The following is a 25,647-nucleotide window of genomic DNA, read 5'->3' as shown; positions in this document are numbered from 1 at the left end:
CCGAAAGTACATCTTCAACCGCCACATCATCTATACTAAGGTTTTTGATACAATCACTTTCTTTTATATACAACCAAGTGTCCCCGCTACCAAAGCCATCCTTTCGGATATAATCGGAATAGGCCCACACTTCTTGGCCAGATCTCAGATTATAGAAAAAAACTTGCTTGCAACTAGGGCTTGTTTGAAAAATAAATATTGCACAAATCGATGGTAAGTGCGAAAATAGAGGAATGAAGAGATATGAATTGACAAAAGGACAATGGGAACGAGTGAAAGCAGTGCTTCCGCCCCCAAAGACAGGGAAACGAGGCCGGCCTCGGAAAGAAGACCGAAAAATGCTCAATGGAATGCTATGGATTGCCCGCAGCGGAGCGCAGTGGCGGGAACTGCCGGAGGTGTATGGCCCCTGGCAGTCCGTTTATGCCCGATTTGCCAAATGGCGGGATGATGGTACATTGGAAGCGATATTTCACGCCTTGTCCGAAGATGCGGATATGGAGAATCTGAGTTTGGACTCTACTTGCGTTAAGGTTCACGAAAGCGCCAATGGAGGGGGAAAAAACGGCGAATAAGGCAATTGGGCGAACCAGAGGTGGGTTAAATACAAAGCTGCACACAATTGTGGACGGGCTGGGGAACCCGGTTGAATTTATGCTGTCTGCGGGGAATGACCATGATTCAGTCCATGCCGTTGAACTGCTGGAAAAGGTCACGATCAGAGGTAGTAATGTATTGGCAGATCGTGCTTATGGGGCAAAGAATATTCGAACTTACATTTCAGAACAAGGAGCCTGCTATGTGATCCCGCCGCAGAGCAATGTTTCTGAGCCATGGCCGGTAGATTGGTGGTTATACAAAGAGCGCCATTTGGTTGAATGCTTCTTCCAAAAGCTTAAATGGTTTCGCAGAATTGCCACCAGATATGACAAGTTAGATGCTTCTTTTCTTGCCTTCGTTTACTTGGCTTCTATTGCTATTTTGTTGATTTAGCCTACTCCTTGCTATTTTTCAAACAAGGCCTAATCAAATTTCCGTTGTCATAAACAGCATCTGTAATTAGAACCAACTTGTCCCCTTCATAGGTATTCAGGATACAGTTTCCATCCCAGCGCCCATTTTCATTGATTTGCCCATAAAAGAAAACATCTTGATCTCCGCTTTTGTACGGAAGTAGGACCTTGCAGTCTGATATTTCTTCTGCTGTTACCTTGATATCTGTCCCTTTTCTATAGCCAATCACAGTATCAGCCGCAAGTTGCACAGTGGGAGTCTGACTTGGAACATCACGGTTGTTTAGAAAATTTAGTTTAACCGCTACAGCCGAATCTGTAACAACATCAGTTATCGAAATGTCTGAATCCTTTCCAGCCCCCGCAAGATCTAGGTAGTGTTCACATAAGGGCATCAATAATGAGAGCAAAATAAACAAAAGTTAAAAAGATCAAATCCAATTTGTCATAGCGGGTAAAAATACGACGAAACCGCTTGATACGGCGAAAAAGTCTCTCGACCTGGTTGCGCTGTTTGTACAGTTCTTTATCATAGGCCCAAGGGTCTTTGCGATTGCTTTTTGGCGGAACAATGGGTATATAGCCAAGTTCCACTGCCAAAGCTCTCGTCTCATCCCCTTCGTAGGCCCGATCCATCAAAAGGCAAACCGGATGATCCACCGGACCAAACTGTCGCAAAAGAGCACGGCCTTCAGGACCATCTCCACAGTTTCCGGCAGACAGTGAACAGATTACCCCATCTCGATCAGATGCGGCGACCATATGAAGTTTGGTGTTCCACCCTCCCCTTGTTCTTCCAACGGCTTGCACTCCGTTTTTTTCAATGCCCCCATTCCGTCAGGATGAACCTTGATGCAAGTGGAATCCAAACTGACTACGTTTACTTGGATTTGAATGACTCCCAGCTGCTGCAAACGCAAAAATGCTTGTTCCAAAACCCCCTTTTTCGCCCAGCGGTTGATCCGGACATAGATCACGTGCCAATCTCCGTATTCTTTGGGCAAGCTCCTCCATTTGCACCCATTTTCCATTACGTACAGCGCCGCGTTCAACACATCCAGATTACTGATTTTTGCTGGTTTCCGCTGTTTCGGAAAGCATTCTGCGATTTGTTCGTATTGTTCTTTTTCTATTTCCATTCTTTTATTATAGCATATCCCTATTTGTGTGAACAGACCCTAACCTGATTTCCCAAATACTGTCTTTTATCTCACTTATATTACCCTCAATAGTTTCAACTTTCTTTTCCAAATTTCCAACTTTTTCTGGCAATACAAAGAAATTCGGGAGCGCCAGCCCTATCACGATGGTTGCTATAATTCCAATTGCCGCCCCACACAAACCTATAACCAAACCTATAACCCACCTACTTATCTTTGCAGATGTACTTTGTTCATTCTCAGAGTTATCAGTATTCCAAGTCATAAAACCATAACCTCTTCCTCTTTTCATGGTCCAACTATGCACCAAATACAACGTTTTCAACTCCTCTCTGTGAAAATATTTCCAAAACAGCAGGGCCCGGATGTCGGCGATGAGCCGCTTGGAAAACTCCTGCCGCTCCGGCGCGGCCTGACGCCGCCCCCTCATGCCAGGCCGAAGGTCTGAGCAAAGGCGTACAGCAGCTGGGCCGCCTGCTCTCGGGTGAGCAGGTCCTCCCACATGTAGTTGGGCTGGCCGTCGGAGCCGGGATCGCCCCCGGCGAAGATGCCCCGCTCTGCCACGAACCGCCGGGCCGCCTGGCTCCAGTCGCCGCAGTCGTTGTCCCGCAGCTCCTGGCGGTACTGCTGCATGGCGGTTGCAAACATCTGATTGAACTTCTCCTGATCCATGTCTTCCTCCTGTTCTGCCGCTCCGTTGTAGGCCCTGGCGTCCACCACCCAGTAGTAGGCCGCCTCATTGCGGAACGTGTTGATGTCGCCGTTCACCCGGCTGTCCCTGGTGCTGGCCGGATCGTTGATGCGGATTTTCCCGTCCGCCCACCAGACCACGATGAAGTGGCCCCCGCTGGTCCAGGTCCCCTTTTTCATCAGGGCGATGAGATAGTACCCCTGCTTCAAATACTCCAGGGCCTGGTCGTGGACCTTGCTGGCGGGGTTATGGTAGACGTTGGTCCAGCTGAGCTGCCAACACTTGATCCCAAACGCCTCGAACTGAGGGGCAAAATAGCTGTAGTAGGTGCCCTGCCCCTTGGCCTTGTAGCCGTGGGCCACGCTCCACCGGCAGGCGTCCACCGGAGTAAAGGTCTTGCCGGTCAGCGTCTCGACGAGCATGGCGGCGGCGGTAGGTCCGCACCCGGAGCCGCCGATGGTGGCCGTCTCGCCGGGAACCTGGTAGGGCAGGGCCTTCCACCGGGGGTCAGTCTGAAGGTAGCTGACAGGCCGCTTATTCATTGCGCTTCACGCCCTCCGCATCCACCTTGCCCTCGGTGATGATGTAGGCGATCACCGACGCCGCCGATACCACCGCGCCAGATACTTGGGTCATAGTCCCCTCGTCCAGTCCGAAGACCATGGCCAGCCCGGTGACGATCCCCGCGGCCGCCGCCCACAGCTTCCGGCTACTCAGCTTGCGCTTCCAATCGATTGTTGTCATATGTACGCTCCTCCTGTTATGGTTTGTTGATGTTCTCCAGGTCGCCGATCCGGTGGTTGGCCACCTTGATCTTCTCTTCCTGGAGTTCGGTCCGCTCCTCCAGCTTGTACACCCGGTCGATCACCTGGTTGTGAACCTCTACTTTCCGCTCCAGCTGCTCCAGCCGGTACTGAGTCAGCTTAGAGGACACCAGGATGCCACCAAAGGCTCCCGCCCCGGAACCCGCCAGCCCGATCAGGGCGACTAGGATCGTCTCGCTCATGGCTTGCACCTCCCTTACAGTGTCAGCATCCATTTCTTTCCAGTAGCAATGGCCTTCTCCTCCTCGGTCAGCTCCGGCACGCCGGGGTTGCCGGTGAGGGTCAGCACCTTTGCGCTGGTGATGGACGGAAGGCTCTCCAGCAGGGCAACGATAGCGTCGTGGTTGAGCGAGCCGCCGGAGAGGCTGGTCGCGTAGCCCGCCCAGCCCGACACAGCCGGGTCGAACCGGAGTTCCGAGAGCACACCGCAGTTGGTGAACCCAGACGACGCAGCCGCCCGGTAGCCCTTCAGGCGGGGGACCCGCAAAAGGGAGTAGCAGTTGCTAAACAGGTAGCTCGCGGAGGTCACCTTTGTCATATCCAGCTCCGGCACCGATGTCAAGGACCAGCAGTCGCTGAACAGGTAGGACATACTGGTCGCCTGTGACGTATCCAGCTTCGGAACCGACGTCAAGGACCGGCAACCCCGGAACAGATAGCTCATAGAGGCCGCGTTCCTGGTGTCCAGGTCCGGGACCTTTTGCAGGGCAAAGCAGTTGCTGAACAGATAGCTCAGATCGGTCGCCAGGGACGTATCCAGCGCAGGGACCTCTCGCAGGGAGCTGCAATCCGCAAAGAGCTGGGCCAGTGACGCCGCCCTGGATGTGTCCACCGGCGGGACCGCCGGTATGGAGGTGCAGCTGTTGAACATGCGGTCCACTGTTTCCACCTTCGACATATCCAGGGTGGGAACAGCGAGCAGGGCCGCGCAGTTGGAGAACAGGTACCCCATGTCCACCGCCTTGCTGGTGTCCAGAGCCAGGACGGCGGCCAGAGAGCGGCAGAAGTAAAACATGCTGTTTAAATTCACCGCGCAGTTCTCTCCGTACCAGGCGAAATAGCGGAGATTCGACAGCGCCCGGTTCGCGGTGGCGTGGCCGCAGGACAGCCTCGTCCCCGCCGGAAGGCGGCAGGCAATCTCCACGATATTCCAGTTGGAAAAGCTGGCCGGAGAGCTTTTCCGGCTGTGTACAGACGGCTCCCAGGTAAGCAGCTCCGCCCCGCTCACCTTAATCATGACCTGCCTGCATCCGTCCGAGGTGAGGTCTGTCCAGTCCGCCGCCGACAGCTCCGTCTCATACTTCGCGCCCGAGTCCACCGAAACGGCGCTGCGCTGAACGAACTGCCCGCCCTCCACCGTCCCCAGGGCCACGGTGTACGAACCGGTACAGGTGGCCGTAAAGGCCAGCAGGGAGGACACGCCGTCAGGGATGTGAAACAGCAGGTACATCTCGTTGCCGGCGGGCTCAGGCATGGACAGCCAGTCGGCGGGCCGGGTGGCTTTGTATACCTCCATCGGGTCCAGAGGCTTGCCGGAGAGGCTCCCGCCGGAGGCCGCCTCCCGGATGCCCTCCTGGACAGCCTCCTTCACCACACTGGACAGCTGCTCCGCCGTGACGGCGCTGGCGGCCACCTCCCCGATGGCCTCCGCCGCCGCCGCGGCCACCTGAGCGGAGAGGGTCCGGGACCGCTCCGCCGTCCAGCGCAGATGGGCCAGCTTTACCAGGGCCCCGTCCATCAGAGCGCCTCCCCGCCAAAGACCTCGGCCAGCATCTCCAGCACCTCAGCGTCGGCGGCCACATCCTCCGCCATAACGCAGCCGGACAGATCCACCGTGGTGTCGTCCAGCAGGACGACCTCCCCGCCCACCTTGGCGTAGATATCATAGTGGCCGGTGTTCCCGTTCATGACCAGGTACAGGACGTTGTCCTCCGCCTCCTCCGCGCCGGGGACCGCGTCCGCCTTCTGATAAACGGGCCGCTCCGCCGCCGCCAGCCCGTCCACCCGCTCAGACAGGGCGTTCAGCGCGGCTTTTGTGGCAAAGCCCGCCTCGATCCGCTGAGCCAGACTCTTCAGGGACCTCAGTTTCGTCAGTTTTTCCTCGTTGTAAGCCATCGCTCATTTCCTCCTTTTTCTGCTTCAGATGTGTCCGAATACTTCGTCCAGCATTTCCGCCACCTCTTCCTCCGTGGCCGCGCCATAGGCTCCGCCCTCCGCCGGCACGGCGGCGAGCAGCCGTCTTCCGGCGTACAGCCCCAGCTCTCCGGCGTCGGTGTAGGCCAGGCTGTCTCCCTTGCTGTCCAGGGCTTCCTGCCAGCTCTCGGGCGGCGGGACTGGCTCCGGGGCGTCGCCGGTGATGGCGCCCTCCAGAATCAACCCCAGGTTGGCCCATATGGTGGGCAGGACGGTGCTCTCCCCATACCTGCCGCACACGCCGGCCATAAGGTAGCATCCCGGCTCGGACAGCAACTCGGCGGGCACGGTACACGCCCCGCCAGCCAAGGCAACCGCCTTTTCCCTGCACCCGGCTTGAAAAATCGCCGTTTGCTTCAGCCCGTCCCAGTCCTCCGAAAACTCGAATCGCACAGGATAGACATTGACGCTCCCGCTTGTGACCGGTTCCTTCTCCCGGACGGTCAGCTGGGTTTTGTCCGCATCAAGTACAAACATTGCGCTCACTCCTTTACATCGCCGCCACCTTGTCCAGCAGGGCGTCCATCTCCTCCACGCTGTACTTGCTGGCGGCGTAGCCGGAGGGGCCGATGTCCTCTGCCATCGTCTGCACCGACAGCGCAGCAACCTGTTCCTGGAGCCGGGCCACCTGGGCCTGCAGCTCTTCCATTGTCATCGTACTGCCTCCTCACATGATGATCCGCCGCCCCAGGCGGTCCAGGACCATTTTGCTGTTCTTGTCCACCAGCTGGCCGGCAGGGGATTTTTGGGCCTTGGAATAAAACAGGATGATCATACCGTCACCGCCGGGACTCCCGTAGCCGCCAGGTCCTCCCGTACCAGCTGCGCCTGGGCTCACGCTTGCGTTCGGCACCGTCCCCTCATAGGACGCGTCCACCTCCACGCCCGCCCAGGAGGAGGCTGAGGCTCCGCCGCCGCCATAGCCGCCCCGCCCGCCCAGCGTCAGTCCCCGTTTACGCGGGGTGGCCGGCCTGGGAGGGGTCCGCCCGCTGGCAGCAGAGGCGTAGCAGTCCCGGTTGCTGACGGAGACCGACCCCCTCACTGACGGCGCAGACTGGCTGACACCGGCTGCACCGCCCGGGCCTAACGCATAGCCCGCCTGAGCGCCGCCGCTGCCGTTATCGTTGGTATCCCATGGCGTGCTGTACCAGGCGACGCCGCTCCCGTTCTCCCGGGTGGGGGCTCCGGGCCAGTACCTCCCGTCCTCGTCGTAGGCCCCGGTGGAGGGCTGGTAAGCGAGTACATCAGCGAGTGTGCCAGAATTGTCCGGTATCGTGTATCCGGATCTTGCCCCCGCCCCATCGCCTCCCGGCAGTCCAGACGGACCGGTGGAGGCAAAGATCTCCTGGGTAAAGGGGTCCTGCCAGCCGGCTGCGGAGGGGTAACTGCCGCTGTCAGTGGTCAGACCGTGAAAGGTGGTCGGCGTGCCCTCCGCAGCCTCCGCCGAGTTGGAGGTCGACCCCGCGCTCCCCACCCCGCAGGAATAGGAGAGCGGCACCCCCGGCTCAACGTTCATCGTCCCCTGCAAAATTTTTGAGCCCTTTCCGCCCGGCCCGCCCTGGCCGCCTTTCCCGCCATTTCCCCACAGCCGGAAGGTGCCCCTTGACGTCACCTGTCCCGTAATCCACGAGGTGTGAGAATAGCTGTGGGACCTAGCGGCAGCAGAATCTCCACCCTTGACGCCGGCCCGTCCTCCCTGGGCCCCGGAGAACATGACGTAGGTCACCTCTGTGACGCCCTCCGGAGGAGTCCACTGGCCGGAGCCGGTGAGCACCTCCCGGAAGTCCAGATAGGACACATCCCCCGTCTGGGGCGGCACATAGCCTACCAGCAGCTTCTCCTGGGCCTTCAGGGTGTTGGACAGGGTGATGTCCGCGCTCTCCAGGCAGGCGGCCACGCCGGTTTTGTCAAAGGGGTGGTAAACGGCCAGCCGGTCCCCGGGGGCCTCCCCCTGATAGACCACGGCGGAGTCTACTCGCTCCCGGCAGCGGTAGTAGTCCGCCAGCCGTTCCACCACCGCCTGGGAATTGACCAGCGACACCAGCGTGGCATCCTCCACCGTCTTCACGTTGGGTGTGCTGGCCGCCTGCACGTCCCGGCTGATCTGCCGGGTGTTGTGGATGTAGGTCTTGCCGGTGAGGGTTCCCGCCCCGGCGGACACCCGCGCCCAGTTGGCTCCGCTGGCCTGGATGGCAAAGTCCTGGGCGGACAGGCTGTGCATGGGTTCGTCAAAGGTGATGATGTCCCCCGCCTGGGCCGTCCCCTCGAACAGCTGCTTCTCCTCCGTCCAGGGGATGTACTGGTGTTCGGTGACGATGACCTGGGTGATCTGGGCGCCGTAGTCCACGGCAGCATCGGTGTACAGGTTGTCCTGGGGCACCTGACCGGAGATACCGTCCCACAGGCCCTCAATGCGCAGGACCCCTTCCAGGTCGGTTTTCAGAGCAGCGCCGATGGCAAAGAGCACCTGGGCCAGGTTGTCCCGGGGGGTGGCGACCGGCAGCCAGCCGTAGAGCTTGATCTTTTTCAGGACATTTTTTATCTCAAAGACCACCGTCCCGCAGATGTCGGCTATGACCTCTTCCGCCGTCTGGCCGGTGTAGACTCCCCCCATATGCAGCCCCTCGGTGAGCAATCCCAAGGTGCTGGTGGAGGATATCTCATACAGCTCCGGGGCGATCCGGTTGATAGACTGGACCCGGAACACCATGGGCCGGTCCGGTTTCGGGTAGTACAGCAGCTTGGCGTTGCGCTGGAAATCCAGGATAGACGGATCATCGCACTCCACCACTGGCACAAAGCTGTTGACCTCCAGGGAGGAGGCCAGCAGCGACGCGGCAAGGTAGAGGTTACCCTCCTTGATCTTATCCGCAGGAAACGTCCAGCTCTCGTATACGATGCTGTGGCTCATACCGCACCCTCCCCCGGCAGCCGGACCGGTCTGATCCCCTCAAAGGAGACCTGGAGCCCATTCCACCGGCGCACCCCGGCGATCACTCCGTTGGCCACGTGCCTGGCAGAGGACACCATGGCGTCATAGGTCACGGTGCTCTGTCCGTGGGGCATGGTGATGGAGTGGGAGGGAACCGGGGCGGTTATGGCGTCAAAGAACTGGTCGTAGTCCTGGGGGTAGCGGGGGTCGGGCTCCACGGACAGGGTGTGGTCATAGTAGGTACCCACCAGATCCCGCTCCCGGCGGCCGGAGAGCATGTCCCCGGCGTTGGGACCCTCTACCAGCCGGGCGGACTCCTCCACAGAGGGGTAGACCACCCGCACCCGGTAGGTCTTTCCGTCCATTGTAATTCCGGCCATGCGCTTTCACTCCTTCAGGTCACAAACTGGGGCCCCAGCCGGTTTGTCTCCGCGACGATCTGCGGCTGGAGCATCCGCACCAGCTGGGCGGCGGAGCCGGTGAAGTTGACGGTCACCCGCATATTGCCGGCCTGTCCGCCGATCTCACTCATGACGTTCCGAACGGCCCGCTCAATGGTGGACAGCGGCGATACGACCTCTGGCTCCTGGGGGTTGTCTCCGATCACCGCCATGAAGGGGCTGTTGGGCCGGGTCACCGTGCCCTGGGCCAGATAGGGAAGATTTTCGGCAGTGGCGGTGCGGAGGGAGAAGGGTCCCGCTGCGGCCCGGGAGCCAGAAGGTGTTCCCTCCACCGATAGGCCGGACACCTGCTTGCTGGCGCCGAACAGCTCCTGGAAGAAACCGATCACAGCCTGGATCTTCTGCCCCAGCCAGTCCAATGCTTCTCCCACCCGTTCCACCACCCAGGCCACCCCTTCCAGGGCGACGGCGGCCGCCTCCATCCCGGCGATGATCGCCGGGCCAAAGAGGCCGAAGAACTTGTTTTTCAGGTTGGCCACCGACTCCCCCAGGGCCGCCTGGGTCTCATCCAGCTGCATCTGTATCTCTCTGGTCTGGATCAGCGTGTCGTTGTTCTTGTAAAACGCATCGGCCGCATCCCGATAGGCGGTGCCCAAATTGTTCATAATCAACCGGGCCCGGTCCCCCTCATCGACCGTTCTGGAGAGTGCGTCGTTAAACTCGTCCTCGCTCATGCCGACCCAGTTCAGCGCATCGGCCAGAACGCCGGTGACCTTGCCGGTTTTGGCCGTCTCGTTGGCCGCCTCGATCAGCCCCTCAATGGGCAGGGCATCGCCAAAGGTCCCATACACTCCCGCCGCTATCTCGGTCCACTTGGCGATATCCTCCTCATTGTCGATCAGCTGAGCCAGGAGCTGAGACGCCTCGGTGGCGGTATCGGTATCGCCCAGGATGCTGTAGAAGCCCTGGTACGCCTCCTGAGCCGCCGCCACACTGTACCCGGAAGTTTCGAAGGCCGTGTTGAGCTTCCCCATGGCCGCCCGGTATTCCTCGGTGGCCTCGTCCAGGCTCCACAGCCACTCGATGGCAGCCATCGCGGCCTCCACCAGCTTCTGGCCGATGGCGATGGAAACGCCACCAGCAACACCGGCTAAGCTGTCCAGGCCGCCAGCAGCACCGCCAGAGGCACTCTCAAATTCATCAAGACCACCCGCCGCATCATCTGCCGCGTCGCGCAGACCATTGAGCTGGCTCTTCGCATCTTGGACCGCCGCGTCTATGTCAAAGTCATTTGCCGCCCGAGTGAGCTCCTCCAGATTGTGCTGGGTCTCAATAAGCTCCCGGTTCAGCGCATCATACTGCTCCTGGGACATTTCCCCGTCGGCAAGGGCCCGGTTTGCTTGCTCCGCCGCTGTCTCCAGCGTGCGGAGCCGCTCTCGAGTCCCCTCCACCGCTTCGGTCAAAAGCCGCTGCTTCTGCTCCAGCAGTTCCACATTCCCAGGGTCCAATTTCAGCAGCCGCTCCACATCCTTCAGACTGCTTTGGGTCTGTTTCAGCCGTTTGTCTGTCCCTGCCAGAGCCTTGTCCAGCCGGGTAGTATCGCCGCCGATCTCAAGGGTGATACCTCGAATTCGATTACCTGCCATTATCTCACCTCACAGCATCCGGTCCATATCCTCCTGGGTGGCCAGGGTGGGCCAGTCCAGGGTGTCGTTGGCGGCTTCAGCATACATGTCGTTGAGCATGCCCATAGTCAAAAGCTCGAGGTCCCGGAGGGGGACTCCAAGCCGGACGGCACGGAGGAGCAGGAGAGCTGTTGTAAACTCTCGATCAACTGCTCCGCTTTTTTTTTACTTTCCTCCAGCCCCTCCATGTTCCCGGACCACAGGTCCAGGATCACGGGGAAAATGGCGTAGACCGGCATGATGGAGAATCCGTCCAGCCACTCCTCCGGGGTATCCGGCACTGTGTCCGGCTCTGCGTGCTTGGCCATGATGTAGGCCAGGTTCTCAAAGATGGTCAGGTCCTGGAGAGACAGACCTCCTCTCCCCTCTCTCACTGCCGCCGCCACCTCCCGGAGGTCCCGGAGCAGGTCCCGGTTGAACCTCCGCCGGTACAGCAGCGGCACCGCTGCCGTGGCCTTGAAGCGCACATCCTTGCCATCGATCTTGACAGTTGCCTCCATAGGTCACACCTCCGATTCCACAGGGGGTTCCCAAACGGAATGGAACCAGCTGTTAAACACCGCATCTGTGGTGTTATCCAATGTCCGGGCCCTGGTGCGCCCGTCGGCCAAAGGCGCGGCTGTGAGGCTCATCGCCTCAGTCTGAGGCGTGCGGGGGGCCTGTCCGTCGGCGTTTTCCCCAGGCCGGCTGACATTACAGTTATACAACACCCTCCTGGTCGCCTTCTGGTCTCCGTCGATCTCATACAGGAGAGCAAACGGATTCGGCTGCTGGTTGGCATATTCCACCAACACGTGATCGGTGGGGTCCTCCTGATCACCCAGAACATCCTTCCGGAAATAATCCGGAATCAGTGCCATTGTCAGCGTGCCGGAGTATCCCTCATTGGTAAAAGAGGAGTAGTACAGCACGCCGTCTGCGATAAATTTCTCCTCTGATCCCTGGGCATCCAGTGTGAGAGAGCACGCACCGGGGATATGCTTGGGCTTTGCAAAAGTGGCTGCTCCCTCCTCATCGAAGGTTATCACCGCATAATGCACATTTTTCAGATTAAATTTTACTTTGTTCGCCATTTCTACACCTCAATTTCATACGCAACTTGATAAAACCGCTCTGAATCTATGTATACGGCGGCTTTGTCCCAGTACAGGTCCGCCGCCGTGAGGATGTCTTCCAGGCGGCCCTCCAGTCCCTGGTCCCGCTGCCGGACATAGAGCTCAATGTTTACGTGGAAAAACACCGCATAGGCGATACCATCCGCTGCAAAGTTGTCTGTGTGATCGTCAAAGTACACCCCGTAGGGCATAGCGGGCGGCTTTTCCCAGTGGTGAAAGGTGAAGGGAATGCCCAGCGGGGCAAGCAGCTGCTCCAGCTCCTGATAGGTCATCGCTCCCCCGCCTCCTCAATGGCTCGGGCCGTCAGCTCCGGGAGCAGGCGCTCTGCCTCCTCATAGGCGGGCCGGACGTGGGGGATCCCCTCCACCCGGCCGCCGCCGGCCTTTTGGTGGCCGTTTTCCAGCAGATGGACCAGGGGACCGTCTGTTTTGTTATAAACTGTCACCTGGGCCTGGGTACCAAGCACACCGCTGCGCTCCTTCTTGATCCGCCAACCCTTCTTATAGCGGCCGCCGCCCTTTCCCTTGCGGACGGGGGACTTGGCCTTGACGGTTTTCAAAGCTTTCGTGCCCGTCTCCTCTACTGCCTGGGCAACCGCCTCCTGGATGTCCTCCGCGTAGCCGTCCAGAATTTCAGAAACCGCCAGGGAGAATTCATCAATTTGAATCGACATACTTTCCCTCCCATGCGCTGCCGTCGGTCTCCTCCAGTGTCAGGCGGGTGACCAGGATACCGTCCTCATCGGCGGCGGGTACAACCTGCTGGATGTTGTACCACCGCTCCCCGATCCGGCACAGGTCCCTGGTGGAGATACGATCATCCCGCCAGACCTCAATCAGGCGGCTGACCGTCTTTCCTGCAGCGGCGGCAGAGTAGAACCGGGTCACCCCCACGGTCCGTTCCCCGAAGGGTTGCCGGGTCTTCTCCTTCAACCGGGGAGAGGCAGGAGGCGGTCCCCCTCCCTCCTCCACCTGATAGATCATTGCCATGCCTGCGTCATGGAGCATTGGTATTCCCCCTCGCCTGCTGGCTGACAATCAGGTCCAGCCGCATCCGCCGCAGATACTGGGGCTCCGCCTCGCCGGTGATCCGCTTCCGGTACATCCAGGCGGCGGTTGTCAGCGCCAATGATAAAATGAAAGAAAACGCCGAGGAAAAAATGTAGTTTTGTGGCGGAGGTGAAGGAAAAAAGATAGACTCCCAATCAGGGCGAAAAAGAGCCCGGAAAGGGAGTCAGGAAATGAAAGGAGTACAGTGGATGGATATCCGAAGCGACAGACAAAAAGGGCTGAGCTATGTGGAGCTGGGCCGGAAGTACCACATGGACCCACGAACAGCAAAGCGGTACGCGGAATCGCCGCAGAAGCCGGAGTACACATTGAGCGAACCCAAGCCAACAAAGATGGACCCGTACAAGCAGATCGTGGACGAGTGGCTGGAGGAGGCGCCGTATTCAGCGCTGCGGATCCTGGAGAAGCTGCGGGAGATGGGATTTGACGGGGGCTACAGCATCGTCAAGGCGTATGTGAGCAGCCGGAAGATGGACTTGAATGAGAAAGCAACAGTGCGGTTTGAGACGATGCCGGGGAAGCAGGGGCAGATGGACTGGGGATTCTTCGAGGATCACCTGGTGTACGAGGATGGAAAGTGGAAGAAACTGTACTGCTTTCTCATGATTCTAGGGTATTCGCGGATGCGGTACATCGAGTTTGTAACGGATATGAGCACAAACACACTGATACGGTGCCACCAGAACGCATTCCGGTACTTTGGAGGATACCCAGAGGAGATTCTATATGACAATATGAAGCAGGTAGTGATCAAACGGCTTTTGAAGCAGGAGGACTCCACACTGAACCGGCAGTTTGAGGATTTTGCGGGATTCTACGGATTCAAACCCATTCTGTGCCGGCCCTACCGTGGCCAGACGAAAGGAAAAGTGGAGCGGACGGTGCAGTTTGTGCGGGACAACTTCATGGTCGGAATCAAGTACAACAGCCTGGCAGACCTGAACGGACAGGCCCTGGCCTGGTGCAACAAGGTCAATGGCAAGGTTCACGCCACCACCAACGAGATTCCCTTTGAGCGGCTGAAAAAAGAGGGCCTGAGCCCTCTCTCCCGTGAGTACATCATCGACAAAATCAACCTGAGGCGGGTACAAAAAGACTGCCTCATCTCGTACGCCGGCAATCAGTACTCCGTGCCAGCGGAGTACATCGGCAAAGATGTGGCAGTCGTAGCCCTCGACAGTATGCTGGCAGCCTACTATGAAGGCAAGCAGATCGCTCTGCACCGAATATCGTATCAAAGGAAGGACATGGTTGTCAATCCTCAGCATTACCGAAGGCTTACGTTGAAGCAGACGATGGACGCAGAAAATGTTCTGCTGGAACAGGGCAAAGTGATAGATTTCCCCTTGAAGCCCTCCGATTTGTCCAGATATGACGAGGTGCTGTATGACTGAATTTACTATGGACAGGCTGAGGGAAAACCTGGAAGCCCTGAAAATGAAAAACACCCTGGAGATTCTGGATAACTACCTGGAACGGGCCGTGGCTGAAAACCTCAACATTGTGGAGGTTTTGGATCACATTTTTTCAGAAGAAGCCAAATCCAAACGGAGACGGGCCTATGAGAAGCAGATCCAGATGTCCGGCTTTCCCATCAAGAAGACCCTGGACGATTTCGATTTCTCCTTCCAGCCCTCCATCGACAAGCGCCAGATCGATGAGTTAGCTACCATGCGCTTCCTGGAAAACGGGGAGAATGTGGTCTTCCTTGGCCCGCCCGGCGTGGGCAAGACCCATCTGGCCTCCGCTCTGGGCCTTGTGGCGGCACAGCACCGCTTTTCCACCTACTACATCAACTGCCATCAGCTTATTGAGCAGCTCAAGAAGGCCCATTTTGAGAACCGTCTGCCAGACAAGCTCAAGGTTCTCGCCAAGTACAGGATGCTCATCATTGACGAGATCGGCTACCTCCCCATGGACATCCAGGGCGCAAACCTGTTCTTCCAGCTGATTGCCAGAAGGTATGAAAAAACGTCTACCGTCTTTACCTCCAACAAGACCTTCTCCCAGTGGAACGAGGTCTTTGCCGACGTCACCATCGCCTCCGCCATCCTGGACCGCGTCCTGCATCACTGCACTGTCATTAACATCAAGGGCGAGTCTTACCGCCTGAAAGAACGCAAGGAATTTATGCGCCAGAAGCAGCAAATCGTGAACACTCTTTTTGAGCAAGGAAACGCTTGATTTTGTCCCCCCTTACCGCCGAAAAACTACAAAATTTCTTCGGCGTTTTCTTACAATTTCAAATTGGCGTTGACATAAGCCAGGGCAATGGGACAATCGGGGAAATCCATCATCAAGCAGTCGGAAATCTCCTCGTCGATCTCCTGGGGCGTCTCGGAGGAGAACTCCCCGCAACCGTGGAGAATACACTGGGCCTTGGCCCATTGCGTGAGGGGGACGGCCCCCTCCTCGCTGTCATGCCTGATGTGCGCCCAGCCGTCCTTGCCAAATACCAGATTGAGCATGGTCTCAAAATTCCCATCCGGGGTATCAGTTGTCAGTCGTTTCATTGTTGACTCCTTTCATTACCGCCAACAGGTCTTTTCCCTCCTGAAGCCAGCTGAGAAGCATAATTGTCTCGGAAGGCAGGCCCTCCTTGATGGGCTGCCCGCAGCAGGGGCAGAGATCTCCGGATTTCAATATCCGCATTGTCGGTCCTCCTCGGTGCCCAAGTGTCCAAGTTGGACACATCTCGCTTAATCGCCTTTTGTGTCCAACTTGAGCACAATTTACTCTTTGTTCTCTTTGTTCTCCGCCTGCCAGACTGTCTCACTCCTCTGGCGGAAGCCGCATCCAGCGGATAAGCTCAGCATCTATCTTAGCGCCCTTCCTCCCCTGGGCCCGGAAGTAAAAGTCTCCACCGTCGTAGATACACACCTGGCGGATCTGTGTCCCCTCGCCTACTTGAAAATCCGCAACTACCTCACAAGACTCTGTGGGGAACGTTCCGCCGGGCATCCAGCCGCAGATTACCAGCTGCCCTTCTGCCTGCTCCGGCGGGGCAACCTCGCAGCTCTCGCCGCTGCCAGGAGGAGGAACCTCCAGCCAGTGGGTATATTGCAGGCCGGTCAGCTCTTTCAGACGGTTCGGGGATTTGAATTTACTGCCGGTCCACACCGCCGGCAGGTACTCCGGCCCGTCGTTGGTCATCTTGTAAGTGAGGATTGTCTTGTTCATCGGCGGCGTCGCCCCTCGGCTCTCCCAACGGATACGGCGGGTGGGCTCCGGCGCGGCCACCTGGTCCAAGGTCTCTGAAATATCATCCCAGGAATCCGCCGAAGCGGTTTCTTCCTCCAGGATTTCCATAGGATCTTCCGGCTCCTCCTGGGTCGGCATCGGGTGAATATCATCGGTGAGCCCCATGAGGAAGTCGGTGGAGCAGTTCAGCAGCTTGGATACCTCTGCCAGGTGGTCGTTGCTACATCTGCCCGGAACCAATCGCGGGCCATACCAGCCAGCCGGGTCATCAAACTCGCCGGCGGCCCATTGACGGATGGTCGAAACAGGGAACCCGTCGTAATAGCTCCAGTTGATTTTGGAATCATCCGACACTCCAGCGGCGTCGATGGCCCGCAGGAGCCGCTTGGCATAATCTTGGGTCTCCTTCTGATGTTTCCGACCCTGTTTCTGCTTGCGCTTGTACTCCTCCTCTTTTTTCTTGTCGCTGGCCTCTTTCCGCTGGGCCTTGGCCTTGCTGCACATCCTCTCACAAGGAGAATAGCTGGCCTTTGCCTGATCGCATTCCAGACAGCAGGTATTTCCGCCGCAGAAGCTCCGCCAGGAGGTCTCGCAGTCCCGACGCAGGAACACGTCGCCCCGTTTACAGGCTTTGCCGTCGGGACAGGTCAGCTGCGGCTCCCACCGCCAGCCCTCGTTGTATTTGCTCAGTACCTTCTCAACGGTGGCCCCGCTGGGAATCGTGGCTTGCAGGGCGGTAAGCATTCGGTGTTGGAAGTCCCCGGGCAGACGGGCCAGGGCGTAGGCGGTCTGCTCCGGCAACTTGTCCTTTTCAAACAGGTTCATGTACTCCGGAATCAGATTTTCCCGGATCACCTTGAGCCGGGACAGCTTGGGTGCGGAGATTTTACAAGCCTGGGCCACATGGTCCCGCATACGACCTGGGAACTCAAAGCCCTCCTCTTTCAGCTGGTACAGCAGCATTTCCACCCGCTCCGCCTGTTTGGCCAGTTCGGCGGAGGAGAGCACCCGGGTGTCACTGTTGCCGTATATGAGCCGCAGCTCCTGGAGGGCGGCGGAGCCTGTGACATGCTCCCGGATACAGGGGACTTCCCGCAGGTCCTCGCGTCCCTCCTTGATCAGCAGCTTCAGTGCCGCCTGGCGGCGGTGGCCTGACACAACGACTACTTTCTCCGGGTCCGTTTCCGAGGTGCGCACCCGAAGGGGTTGCTGGAGGCCCACCACAGCAATGTTGGAGGCCAACTCCTCCAGCTGAACCAGATTGTAGAAATTGCCGGGATCGCTCTCAATCTGGCCTATGTCGATGTACTCGATCTGCTCCCGTCCGTCGGCGGTGTCCAACTTGGGCACATCTTTCAGCAGGTTGGCCAGGTCAAAGCCCTTTTTGTCGGCCATATTCAGCTCCTCCTCTCCATGTACTCCCGGACAAACTCACGGTAATCAATTCCTGCGGCGCTTCTGGGGCTGGTGAGCAGCAGCGGCTCCTGGGCAAAGGTCATAGCGTCCACCTTGTTGGTGCGCCGGATGTGGGGATACATCGGCAGGCCGCTGTCTCTCAGCGTTTTCTCCGCCTCCACAATCAGGGGACTGTTGTACCACATGGTGGGCAGGCAGCCGGACAGCCGCAGGGATGGGTTGATTTTCCGCATATTGGTAATTTGCCGCATGAGATTCCCCATCCCCCGCAGAGCAAAAGCGTCCAGCTTGATGGGGATAACCACGTCGTCCGCTGCGATCAGTGCCGCGGTGCTGGCCGCATTGAACGCCGGCGGGCAGTCCACGATACAGTAATCGTACTGGTCCTTGGCGGCCAGCTGCTGGACCATTTCCCGGAGCACCAGCGCCCGCACGCCCTGGAGCTCCACCTTGGTCAGGTCCAGGTCCATCAGTTCATCCGACCCGCACAGCAGGTCTACCCCAAGAAAATTGCTGGTTTGGATACTGGCCGCCGCGAACAGGCCTTCGTCGGCCTCATGCCGGAGCACATCCGCCAGATTGCCTTTGTTCGGGTCGCCGCCAAAAAATTCTGTGGCATTGCACTGGCTGTCAGCGTCTACCAGGAGTATTCGCTTTCGGTAACCCCTGGCCAGGATGGCCGCCATGTTTACCGCAGTGGCCGTCTTGGCTACTCCGCCCTTTAAGTTGAGTATCACGGTTGTCCTCATTGTACTCGTCCTCTCGTTTTATGTGTTCGGCGCTGCGCCGATGTGGTCGTACTCCTCCTCCCAGGGCAGCGGCTCGCCGTCTGGGAGCGGATAGAATGACTGCTGTTTATATTCCGGCTCTTTCCGCTTCGCCACTGGCCGGTCTGTAGTCAACTCTGGCAGGAATTTCTGCGTGGGGCCGTTGAAGGTGATACCCCACTGTCCCAGCAGACCCAGCTTGTTTTTGGCTAAGGTAAGGTGGCGGGGCGTTTTGCTGCTGGTTTCATCTTCTCTCCAGACGAACAGGATCACGTTGGCGTCCTGTTCGATCTGGCCGCTCTCCTTCAGGTCGGCCATGAGGGGTGCTTCCCGCTTTCCCTTCTGTGCCGGGCGGGAGAGCTGGGCCAGGGCAACAACCACAATGCCGCTGTTGCGGGCCATGTCAGCCAGAGACCGGGAGATGTCGGCCACCTCGTCCTGCCGGGTACCCCGGCCGCGGATTGCGGGGCGAACCATCTGGAGATAATCGACATAGATGACATCAAACTTTTTGGCGTGGGTCCGGGTGATGATGTCGTTGACCGTCATACCGGCGGCGTCAATGATGGTGAGCTTGCGCTTTACGATCTCGTCATTACCATCGGCCAGGAGTTTATAGTCCCGCTCATTCAGCTTTCGCCGCAGAATGTTCCGTAGAGGCACTCCAGAGACCGAGGCCTTGAGACGGGAAAACAAAGTGTTCCGGTCATCCTCCAGGGTGAAGTAACCCACGTTTTTCTGCTCCGCCTGGGCGTAGGCCATGTGGAGGGCCAGGGCGGTCTTGCCGTCTGAGGGCCGGCCGCCCAGCACCACCAGCATACCGGGTGAGACGTCCAGATTTTCGTCCAGCAGGGGGAAGCCCCAGGGGAGATAGTCGGGCGTGTGGTCCAGAAAGTCGTTGAACTCCAGAGCGGCCTTCGCCATGTCCGCCTCGTCATCCCGGCCTCGGTCAGAGAAAAGCTCCAGACCCTGTTGAAACAGACGGCACATTTCTTCTTCGGTCAGACTGGCCGCTATCTCCGGGCCGAGACTGCGGCCTTTGGTCATCCGGGTGTTTTCCCGAACCAGCTCTATGTATTCCTCCACGTTGGCCGCTGTGGGGGTGGTGTCCAAGAGCTGGAGCGCATAGGTCCGCAGCGTTTCATCTCCCGGCCCTGCTTCCTGACAGATTAAAACCGGGTCCAGCGTCTGGTCTTTGGCAAAGCGGGTCTGGAAGGCCCGAAACAGCCGCCGGTCCGCTTCCAGGAGAAAATCGGTCTCCGTGAGGCTGGCCATCACCAGACCTACCACACGGGCGTCAATGAGCATGGAGCCGACCACCGACTGCTCCGCCCAGATATTTCGGCCGTAGGCCGCGGTCTCAGCGGAATCCACAGTCTCCACCTCCCTCCCGGGCCGGGGCCGACATAGCTGCCCGGTCCGGCTGAGCTTCGTCCTCCCAGCGCCGGCCATTGAGCCAGGTGGCGGGGTAGGGGATGCCCTGGCCGCCCTCCTCCCGAATTTTTCGCTGCCACTCCGGGCTGGCCAGCTGGCGCTGGAGGGCATGTCCCATCATCGCCAGCAGCCTGTCGTCCGGACGCAGTGAGTCCCAGGCGCGTATCGCTGCCTGTTTGGACTTCTTGACGGGGTACATCCGCCAGAAGCCCTCAAACCGCTCCGGCTTCCAATCGGGCGCCGCTTTCGGTTCCCGACGCCTGCGCTGCTTTTTTGCTGACGTGCCCCCCGCCGGGGGGCTTTGGGGGGTATCTTTACTTGTATTATTTAATCTTATATTATTCTCTCCCTCAATTTTGAGGGGAGGGTCCCCTTGATTTTGAGGAGACCTCCCCTTATTTTTAAGGGGAGGGGGTACACTGCTTCCAGGCGGTCCGCAGATCCAAATTTTCCGCCGCAGGACCTCGTTGGTTTCCGGGTCCCGCTCCACCTCCAGCTGAATATGTCCCCGGTCCTTCAACTGCTTCAGAAGTCCTTCCACCGTCTTGCCCGCTACCCCCAACTGCTCAGCCAGGTAAGCATTAAAAGCCCAGCAATAGCCCTCAGCCTGGGCCAGAGCGGACAACTCCCCATACAGCAGCTTTGCGTTGGGGCGCAGAGAATGGTCATCCCGCACCCGGGCAGGGATAACAGAATAAAGGCTGCGATAGACCTCGCTCATTTTCTCCGCCTCCTCTCCGAGGGGGAGCGGCTGACAATCCCGTCCACCAGGAACACCGCTACGCCGTTGGTCAGCCGTACCCAGGGCCACCGGACGGGGTTGTCCCAGTCCTTGGGGTCGGGCATATCGTACTCCTCCGCCACCCGGAAGCCCATGCGCCGCAGGATCACACGGCGAGCCGCTGGAGTCAGACCATCCCCGGTCAGGCAGTCCGGGTATCCGCCGCCGTGGTCCGCCAGGAACAGCACTTCGGTTCTGGCTTGGACCAGCTCCCACTGTTCCCGTAAATTTTCCGGAATCACCCGCATACCCCCTTGTCAAATCCATTTTGCTGTGTTATCATAAGCATGTCCTTATTGTACTCTTTGAGTACGGGTCCCGCGTGGCTGCGCTCACAGTCATGCGGGATTTTTTTATTTCTCCTCATACAGGCCAAAATGAATCACCTCCGCCATTGTGAGGTCGAGCCACGTTTTATCGACCTGCAGGACCGGCCGCCCGCCCGCACCGGAATAGTACGCTGAATGGGGAATTTTCCCCTTGTCCACCCAACGCAGCCAGAAAGCACGACCATGCCGCTCGAAAATAGCCTGATAGATAGAGGGAACATCATAGCCCTTGGAGCGGATCAGCTTCACCATGCTGGACTTGGTGGCCTTGGGCAAAATCTTCTTTGACACCTATCCCACCTCCGAATCAAGAACAATCTGCACCAACATAATCCCATCCAGGATCGCCATGCGCTGGGTACAGTGTTCATCCTCATAGCGGCGCTCTTTAATCTCCAGAGCGTAAACGGCCGCCACCGAATCCAGTCCGCTGGTCAGCAGTAGCTCGGGGCCGCCGTGTGAGCTAGACCTTGCAGTGTTGATCTCCACCTCAACCGGCAGACGCTCTATCAGGTCTACCAGCCTCAGCAGCTCCTCTTTGCGTTGCTTTGTCTTCACGTTCATCCTATTGTCCTCCCTAAGTACACAGCCAGCGCCAGCAGGAACGCCAGCCCCGAAATGGTAAGCAAGCCCCAGTTGAAAAGGTCCTCCAGCCAGGGGTAGGCCTCAAGCAGACTGGTGCGGGTCACATGCGCAAGTATGTCCATCAGCACACCGCCTCCCGCTCCTGGATGGTGATGGAGCCGTCCTCCTCTAAGGTGGCGAAGGCCAGGCCGCCGTCGATCAAGCGGGCCCGGAACGCACCGGGCTCCACCAGCTCCACCTGGGCCACCTTGCCACGGCCGAACCGCTCCCTCAGCTTGTCTTGTACCCGCCGTTCGGTGATGATCTCCTGATACATGCTCATTCCTCCCATCTCTCCGCCGCCGCCAGGACGGCGTCAGCAAATACCCGGTCCCCGTCGTCCCAGCCCAGGTTGTAGGCCCGCAGGGCTGCCGCTGTGTCCCCGTGCCGCTCCAGCAGCTCACCCAGCCAAGCCACCCCGGCGGCAATGTTCTCCGCAGGCGTGAGGTCTGACGGGAAATACTTGGGGTTGAGCTGGCAAAGACCATAGGCGCCCTTGCTGCTGACCGCATCCAGGTGAAAATGACTCTCCTCCTGAATGAGCCCCAGGGCCAGGGAAACCGGCACACTGTGCTCCTCACAGGCTTCCCTCAGGGCCGCCTGAAGCTCCCAGGACAGCGGGACGTCCTCCCGGTAGGGAGCAGGCTCCAGCTGGAGGATGATGGCCTCCAGTAGCCGTGGCTGCTCCAGGGGAGCCTCCCAGGTGAGTTCTACTGGAGGCTTGTCCACTTTGGCAGCCCGGTATGCTGCCTCGTCCATCTCCCAGACGATCAGGTGGGCCGCCAGGAAGAGCACGATGGCTGCCGTCAGCCACTGCCCTTCCGACCATGACATCGGGGGCATAGCTTCATCCGGCTCTGACCGCCGTTTCTTTTGCATCGCCCACATCGGGGCCACCTCCTTCGTCTTTCCAATAGCAGCGGCATCCGTAGATGCGCTCCACCGCCAGCCTGATCTGCTCCCGGCCGGCTGCCCGCTCCTCCGGGGTGTAGGGCACCTCCGGCGCTCGCTCCGTCACAACCGATATCCCCAGCTTAGGCCCGGCGTCACTGACCATGGAACCCAGGGACTTCTGCTCTGGCTGATCTCCATACTTGGTGAGGTGCAGCCCGGTCCACCGAATACAGCGGGTGGGATAATCCTTGTGACGGTATGGAGTGGTCCGCTGCGTCTCCTCCACTTCCACCGGCTGATCCTCCAGCTCCCAGCGGGTAAAATAGATTTGCTGCCGTTCGTCGATGCAATAAACCTCTCTGCGTCCCATGTGTCCGCACCTCCCTTCTGTCAAGGTATGGCTTTTGGTTTGTCCACTATGTCTCCGACTCCTCCGCTGGGCTGTACTGCTCCATCAAATCCAGCACACCACGCACAAAAGCCCGCATCTCAGGCTCTGCTGAAGCAGGGAGCCTGACCACATACTCAACATGATACATAGCCCACAGAAGTGCGCCGATCCCATCCTTGACCTTGTATCCCCACCTCCTGCTCTGACGACCCGACACGGCATTAGATGTCCTGACTTACGGGCGGTTCTCCTATGTCTGACACATATAAAAATATTTGTTCTCCCTGTTGACAAATATTTTTATATGTGTTATTATAATATTGCCGGGAGGGAAGTACATGAAAAGCTATTCATCAAGGGAAGTTATAGCGATACTGAAAGCGGATGGATGGTATGAAGTGGACGTGACCGGGAGTCACCACCAGTTCAAGCACCCGACCAAAAAAGGGCGGACAACGGTAAAACATCCGGACAAGGACATCCCTCGAAAAACACTTGACAGTATCGAACGGCAGTCGGGGCTTAAATTCAGGTAAGCCCCGGCTCCCTCCCCCTAATTTCAACAGGAGGCTTTGTTTATGAAGAAAACCGAACGCTATATTTATCCCGCTGTATTCACCTATGAAGCTGGTCAGGAAATTGCGGTTGTCTTTCCTGACCTGGATGTTGCTACCAGCGGCGCAGATGACAATGACGCGCTGTTATCTGCAAGAGAACTGCTGGGCTGTGCCCTCTACGGCATGGAAGAGGATAACGAGGAAATCCCCGCGCCTACGCCGCTGTCTGATATAACAACCGCCGAGAACGAACGGGCTGTGTTGGTCGATGTATATATGCCCTCTATCCGCATGGCGAAAGTTAACCGGGCTGTTAATCGCACTGTGACATTACCCGCATGGCTCAATGCTGCGGCGCTGGAACGCAATATCAACTTTTCCCAGGTTTTGCAGGAAGCCCTCATGACGAAGATCCAGGCAAACAAAATGTAATGGCAAACAGAATGTAATGGCAAGCAATGCGCCGGTATATACCCGACGCGTGCTTGTTGGTGGCCTCCACCTCTCCTCACCCCCCTCCCCCACCACCCCTCCGGGCGGCTTTTTCACGCGCCGTCCTGCTCCCCCGCCTTGCCCCCTCCCGCCGCCTGTGCTATAATGGCGGCGGAAGGAGGTGTTTATCACATGGGTAAAAGTCTAAAAAAGCATTTGATCGAATCATTTGCTAAAGCAGCAAACATTAATGGGATCGATCAAAATCAAGTCATACTTACAACTGCTATTGGCTTGATTTCAGGAAAACTCGCATCAGTCAGCCCCATAACTGCGGATGAACTACTCGAAGAAAAAGGAAACATATCACAAGATAAAACCGCAAAGCTCTATGAAATGTTCCTAACATCCGTAAATGAGACTTATGAAGATGAAGTCGAAGGAAACGATGGATACATTTTATTGACAGACGTATCCATCCGAACTCAAAATAACACGATAAATCTCGGCACCCATGTCGTGTTTTTTGACCAAATCATTGGAATATCCATCGGCCAAATCAATTAAGACGTTTCTAGCCTGCCGCTCTTGTGTTGCCCGCACAAGGGCGGCGATTTCTTCAGGCGCTCCTCTGATGGTGACCTCCACCGCTTCTCACCCCCTCCCCCCTGCTGCCTCGGGCAGCTTTTGTGCGCTGTCCTCCTCCGCCCCGTCGCTTTGCTCCAGCGCAATCATTTCCGCTAAAGTAATTCCAAAGTGTGTGGCAAGAGATGTTGCCAAAATAATGTCCATCTTCTTTTGACGGTTTCCTGATTCGATCATTGCATAATACTGTCTGCTAAGCCCAACGGCATCAGCTACGTTTTGTTGTGTTTCATTTCGCTCATTTCTGAGCTTGACAAGGTAGTCTCTCAAATAGCTCACCCCCAAACTGCAACGCCTTGTTGCTATTAAAATAGCATACTCAAATTCAGTTGTCAACAATACGTTGCTTTTTCTCTGTTTTGCACAAAATAATGTATTCATATCGTTGCTCACATTGCAGCCGCAACGGATAGTTGCTATAATGTCAACAAGGTGGTGATTCTATGGAATATTTGAAAGAACTCCGAACCAAAAAAAGGGATTCGCAACAAGCCGTAGCTGATTATTTAGAAATCACTCGGCAGGCTTACAGTAATTATGAAAACGGAAATCGACAGCCAGACAACGAAACTCTGTTAAAACTGGCTGAGTATTTCAACATATCTGTAGATGAACTCCTGCGGGGACCAAAAAAAACGCCCGCTCCGAAGAGCGGACACGCCAGTCCGGGGGGAATATGGATACCTGTCCTTGGCTCCGTTCCCCCTGGAATTCCCATAGAGGCCGTGGAGGACATTTTAGATTGGGAGGAAATCCCCGCCTCCATGTGCAGCGGAGGCAGAGAATATTTTGCCCTCCAGGTGCAGGGCGACAGCATGTGGCCCGACTACCTCACTGGCGACGTGGTCATCATCAGGAAAACGCCCTGTTGCGAATCTGGAGAGGACTGCGTGGTTTATATCAATGGCTACGACGCCACCTTGAAACAGGTCAAGCTGGGTGAGGATGGCTCCTTGTCCATTATTCCCAGAAACCCTAATTACCCCCCCAAGACTTACACCGCTGAAGAGGTCCATGATCTTCCCGTTTCCATCGCTGGTGTGGTGGTGGAGCTCCGGCGCAAAGTAGGCCGGGGGTAACCATAAACTCATT

General features: G+C 57.7%; 37 protein-coding genes and 1 pseudogene. 7 read left to right on the top strand and 31 right to left on the bottom strand.

Annotation, left to right across the window (positions count from 1 at the left end):
- Nucleotides 1–233: 233 nt before the first annotated feature.
- Nucleotides 234–993 (top strand): annotated as a pseudogene (locus VV088_RS05490) (IS5 family transposase).
- Between the two features lie 401 nt (nt 994–1,394).
- Here VV088_RS05490 and VV088_RS05485 read toward each other — a convergent pair.
- From VV088_RS05485 to VV088_RS05405, 17 genes are all read right to left on the bottom strand, one after another.
- Nucleotides 1,395–2,152 (bottom strand): IS5 family transposase gene (locus VV088_RS05485; protein WP_334599762.1). Its coding sequence is split into 2 segments (ribosomal slippage): nt 1,395–1,834 and nt 1,834–2,152, totalling 759 coding nucleotides; the frame shifts between segments, so codons are not numbered across the junction.
- A gap of 7 nt (nt 2,153–2,159) precedes the next feature.
- The gene (locus VV088_RS05480) at nt 2,160–2,438 is read right to left on the bottom strand and encodes a hypothetical protein (RefSeq protein WP_334599761.1); all 279 of its coding nucleotides are present in this window, start codon (nt 2,436–2,438) and stop codon (nt 2,160–2,162) included.
- A 161-nt stretch (nt 2,439–2,599) separates the two neighbouring features.
- The gene (locus tag VV088_RS05475; RefSeq protein ID WP_334599760.1) at nt 2,600–3,406 is read right to left on the bottom strand and encodes a C39 family peptidase; all 807 of its coding nucleotides are present in this window, start codon (nt 3,404–3,406) and stop codon (nt 2,600–2,602) included.
- The gene (locus VV088_RS05470) at nt 3,399–3,608 is read right to left on the bottom strand and encodes a hypothetical protein (RefSeq protein WP_334599758.1); all 210 of its coding nucleotides are present in this window, start codon (nt 3,606–3,608) and stop codon (nt 3,399–3,401) included. Before VV088_RS05470 ends, VV088_RS05475 begins: the two co-directional genes overlap by 8 nt.
- A 16-nt stretch (nt 3,609–3,624) precedes the next feature.
- The gene (locus tag VV088_RS05465) at nt 3,625–3,870 is read right to left on the bottom strand and encodes a hypothetical protein (RefSeq protein WP_334599757.1); all 246 of its coding nucleotides are present in this window, start codon (nt 3,868–3,870) and stop codon (nt 3,625–3,627) included.
- A 14-nt stretch (nt 3,871–3,884) separates the two neighbouring features.
- Entirely contained in the window at nt 3,885–5,426 is a 1,542-nt protein-coding gene (locus tag VV088_RS05460) for a BspA family leucine-rich repeat surface protein (RefSeq protein WP_334599756.1), read from the bottom strand.
- Entirely contained in the window at nt 5,426–5,803 is a 378-nt protein-coding gene (locus VV088_RS05455) for a hypothetical protein (protein ID WP_334599755.1), read from the bottom strand. The genes VV088_RS05460 and VV088_RS05455 overlap by 1 nt, the downstream gene beginning before the upstream one ends.
- A 24-nt stretch (nt 5,804–5,827) precedes the next feature.
- The gene (locus VV088_RS05450) at nt 5,828–6,358 is read right to left on the bottom strand and encodes a hypothetical protein (protein ID WP_334599754.1); all 531 of its coding nucleotides are present in this window, start codon (nt 6,356–6,358) and stop codon (nt 5,828–5,830) included.
- A 13-nt stretch (nt 6,359–6,371) separates the two neighbouring features.
- On the bottom strand, nt 6,372–6,536 hold the full coding sequence (locus tag VV088_RS05445; protein ID WP_334599753.1) for a hypothetical protein: 165 nt from the start codon (nt 6,534–6,536) through the stop codon (nt 6,372–6,374).
- A gap of 12 nt (nt 6,537–6,548) precedes the next feature.
- Nucleotides 6,549–8,792 (bottom strand): hypothetical protein, encoded by a 2,244-nt coding sequence (locus VV088_RS05440; RefSeq protein WP_334599752.1) that lies wholly within the window; start codon nt 8,790–8,792, stop codon nt 6,549–6,551.
- Nucleotides 8,789–9,193 carry a hypothetical protein gene (locus VV088_RS05435; protein WP_334599751.1) on the bottom strand — a complete coding sequence of 135 codons (405 nt, stop codon included), beginning with the start codon at nt 9,191–9,193 and terminating at the stop codon, nt 8,789–8,791. Before VV088_RS05435 ends, VV088_RS05440 begins: the two co-directional genes overlap by 4 nt.
- A gap of 14 nt (nt 9,194–9,207) precedes the next feature.
- On the bottom strand, nt 9,208–10,860 hold the full coding sequence (locus VV088_RS05430) for a hypothetical protein (protein ID WP_334599750.1): 1,653 nt from the start codon (nt 10,858–10,860) through the stop codon (nt 9,208–9,210).
- A 107-nt stretch (nt 10,861–10,967) separates the two neighbouring features.
- The gene (locus tag VV088_RS05425; RefSeq protein WP_334599749.1) at nt 10,968–11,399 is read right to left on the bottom strand and encodes a hypothetical protein; all 432 of its coding nucleotides are present in this window, start codon (nt 11,397–11,399) and stop codon (nt 10,968–10,970) included.
- A gap of 3 nt (nt 11,400–11,402) precedes the next feature.
- Nucleotides 11,403–11,972, bottom strand: coding sequence for a major tail protein (locus tag VV088_RS05420; protein ID WP_334599748.1), 570 nt, complete (start codon nt 11,970–11,972; stop codon nt 11,403–11,405).
- Between the two features lie 2 nt (nt 11,973–11,974).
- Complete coding sequence (locus VV088_RS05415) at nt 11,975–12,286, bottom strand: hypothetical protein (protein WP_334599747.1); 312 nt, start codon at nt 12,284–12,286, stop codon at nt 11,975–11,977.
- Nucleotides 12,283–12,687, bottom strand: a complete 405-nt coding sequence (locus VV088_RS05410; RefSeq protein WP_334599746.1) for an HK97 gp10 family phage protein — start codon at nt 12,685–12,687, stop codon at nt 12,283–12,285. The genes VV088_RS05415 and VV088_RS05410 overlap by 4 nt, the downstream gene beginning before the upstream one ends.
- Nucleotides 12,671–13,021, bottom strand: coding sequence for a hypothetical protein (locus VV088_RS05405; protein ID WP_334599745.1), 351 nt, complete (start codon nt 13,019–13,021; stop codon nt 12,671–12,673). Before VV088_RS05405 ends, VV088_RS05410 begins: the two co-directional genes overlap by 17 nt.
- A 233-nt stretch (nt 13,022–13,254) precedes the next feature.
- Here VV088_RS05405 and istA point away from each other — a divergent pair, with 233 nt between their 5' ends.
- Entirely contained in the window at nt 13,255–14,478 is a 1,224-nt protein-coding gene (gene istA, locus VV088_RS05400) for an IS21 family transposase (RefSeq protein WP_334599537.1), read from the top strand.
- On the top strand, nt 14,471–15,268 hold the full coding sequence (gene istB, locus VV088_RS05395) for an IS21-like element helper ATPase IstB (RefSeq protein WP_334599536.1): 798 nt from the start codon (nt 14,471–14,473) through the stop codon (nt 15,266–15,268). Before istA ends, istB begins: the two co-directional genes overlap by 8 nt.
- A gap of 50 nt (nt 15,269–15,318) precedes the next feature.
- On the opposite strand, the gene VV088_RS05390 is transcribed toward istB, so the two are convergent.
- The 13 genes from VV088_RS05390 to VV088_RS05330 all read right to left on the bottom strand — a co-directional run bounded on the left by VV088_RS05390 (nt 15,319) and on the right by VV088_RS05330 (nt 22,900).
- A complete protein-coding gene (locus VV088_RS05390) occupies nt 15,319–15,597 on the bottom strand; it encodes a hypothetical protein (protein WP_334599744.1) in 279 nt (92 codons plus the stop codon).
- Complete coding sequence (locus VV088_RS05385) at nt 15,578–15,736, bottom strand: hypothetical protein (protein WP_334599743.1); 159 nt, start codon at nt 15,734–15,736, stop codon at nt 15,578–15,580. Before VV088_RS05385 ends, VV088_RS05390 begins: the two co-directional genes overlap by 20 nt.
- Nucleotides 15,737–15,856: 120 nt before the next feature.
- Complete coding sequence (locus VV088_RS05380) at nt 15,857–17,680, bottom strand: ParB/RepB/Spo0J family partition protein (protein WP_334599742.1); 1,824 nt, start codon at nt 17,678–17,680, stop codon at nt 15,857–15,859.
- Nucleotides 17,681–17,682: 2 nt separating this feature from the next.
- Nucleotides 17,683–18,438, bottom strand: a complete 756-nt coding sequence (locus tag VV088_RS05375) for a ParA family protein (protein WP_334599741.1) — start codon at nt 18,436–18,438, stop codon at nt 17,683–17,685.
- Between the two features lie 30 nt (nt 18,439–18,468).
- Nucleotides 18,469–19,842: a replicative DNA helicase gene (locus VV088_RS05370; protein WP_334599740.1), complete on the bottom strand. Its 1,374-nt coding sequence runs from the start codon at nt 19,840–19,842 to the stop codon at nt 18,469–18,471.
- Nucleotides 19,829–20,623 (bottom strand): helix-turn-helix domain-containing protein, encoded by a 795-nt coding sequence (locus tag VV088_RS05365; protein ID WP_334599739.1) that lies wholly within the window; start codon nt 20,621–20,623, stop codon nt 19,829–19,831. The genes VV088_RS05370 and VV088_RS05365 overlap by 14 nt, the downstream gene beginning before the upstream one ends.
- Nucleotides 20,620–20,925, bottom strand: coding sequence for a hypothetical protein (locus tag VV088_RS05360; protein WP_334599738.1), 306 nt, complete (start codon nt 20,923–20,925; stop codon nt 20,620–20,622). The genes VV088_RS05365 and VV088_RS05360 overlap by 4 nt, the downstream gene beginning before the upstream one ends.
- 111 nt (nt 20,926–21,036) lie before the next feature.
- On the bottom strand, nt 21,037–21,303 hold the full coding sequence (locus VV088_RS05355; protein ID WP_334599737.1) for a hypothetical protein: 267 nt from the start codon (nt 21,301–21,303) through the stop codon (nt 21,037–21,039).
- Complete coding sequence (locus VV088_RS05350) at nt 21,304–21,570, bottom strand: hypothetical protein (protein ID WP_334599736.1); 267 nt, start codon at nt 21,568–21,570, stop codon at nt 21,304–21,306.
- Nucleotides 21,571–21,572: 2 nt separating this feature from the next.
- A complete protein-coding gene (locus VV088_RS05345) occupies nt 21,573–21,719 on the bottom strand; it encodes a hypothetical protein (protein ID WP_334599735.1) in 147 nt (48 codons plus the stop codon).
- Nucleotides 21,719–21,913, bottom strand: coding sequence for a hypothetical protein (locus VV088_RS05340; protein WP_334599734.1), 195 nt, complete (start codon nt 21,911–21,913; stop codon nt 21,719–21,721). The genes VV088_RS05345 and VV088_RS05340 overlap by 1 nt, the downstream gene beginning before the upstream one ends.
- 2 nt (nt 21,914–21,915) lie before the next feature.
- Nucleotides 21,916–22,524 (bottom strand): transglycosylase SLT domain-containing protein, encoded by a 609-nt coding sequence (locus VV088_RS05335; protein ID WP_334599733.1) that lies wholly within the window; start codon nt 22,522–22,524, stop codon nt 21,916–21,918.
- On the bottom strand, nt 22,484–22,900 hold the full coding sequence (locus VV088_RS05330) for a hypothetical protein (protein ID WP_334599732.1): 417 nt from the start codon (nt 22,898–22,900) through the stop codon (nt 22,484–22,486). The genes VV088_RS05335 and VV088_RS05330 overlap by 41 nt, the downstream gene beginning before the upstream one ends.
- Before the next feature lie 359 nt (nt 22,901–23,259).
- On the opposite strand from VV088_RS05330, the gene VV088_RS05325 reads away from it, so the two are divergent.
- The 3 genes from VV088_RS05325 (at nt 23,260) to VV088_RS05315 (ending at nt 24,477) form a co-directional block, all read left to right on the top strand.
- A complete protein-coding gene (locus VV088_RS05325; RefSeq protein ID WP_249283307.1) occupies nt 23,260–23,457 on the top strand; it encodes a type II toxin-antitoxin system HicA family toxin in 198 nt (65 codons plus the stop codon).
- A 42-nt stretch (nt 23,458–23,499) separates the two neighbouring features.
- Nucleotides 23,500–23,910, top strand: a complete 411-nt coding sequence (locus VV088_RS05320; protein ID WP_334599731.1) for a type II toxin-antitoxin system HicB family antitoxin — start codon at nt 23,500–23,502, stop codon at nt 23,908–23,910.
- A gap of 192 nt (nt 23,911–24,102) precedes the next feature.
- Nucleotides 24,103–24,477 (top strand): hypothetical protein, encoded by a 375-nt coding sequence (locus tag VV088_RS05315; protein ID WP_334599730.1) that lies wholly within the window; start codon nt 24,103–24,105, stop codon nt 24,475–24,477.
- A gap of 87 nt (nt 24,478–24,564) precedes the next feature.
- On the opposite strand, the gene VV088_RS05310 is transcribed toward VV088_RS05315, so the two are convergent.
- Entirely contained in the window at nt 24,565–24,936 is a 372-nt protein-coding gene (locus VV088_RS05310) for a helix-turn-helix transcriptional regulator (RefSeq protein ID WP_334599729.1), read from the bottom strand.
- A 62-nt stretch (nt 24,937–24,998) separates the two neighbouring features.
- Between VV088_RS05310 and VV088_RS05305 the strand changes: the two genes are divergently transcribed.
- Complete coding sequence (locus tag VV088_RS05305) at nt 24,999–25,634, top strand: LexA family protein (RefSeq protein WP_334599728.1); 636 nt, start codon at nt 24,999–25,001, stop codon at nt 25,632–25,634.
- Nucleotides 25,635–25,647 lie beyond the last annotated feature (13 nt).

Origin of the sequence: Lawsonibacter sp. JLR.KK007, from assembly GCF_036941135.1 — a bacterium.
In the GTDB taxonomy this organism is placed as follows: Bacteria; Bacillota; Clostridia; order Oscillospirales; family Oscillospiraceae; genus Lawsonibacter.
The sequence above is the reverse complement of the archived record's forward strand: the minus strand, read 5'-3'. Positions and strand labels throughout refer to the sequence as shown.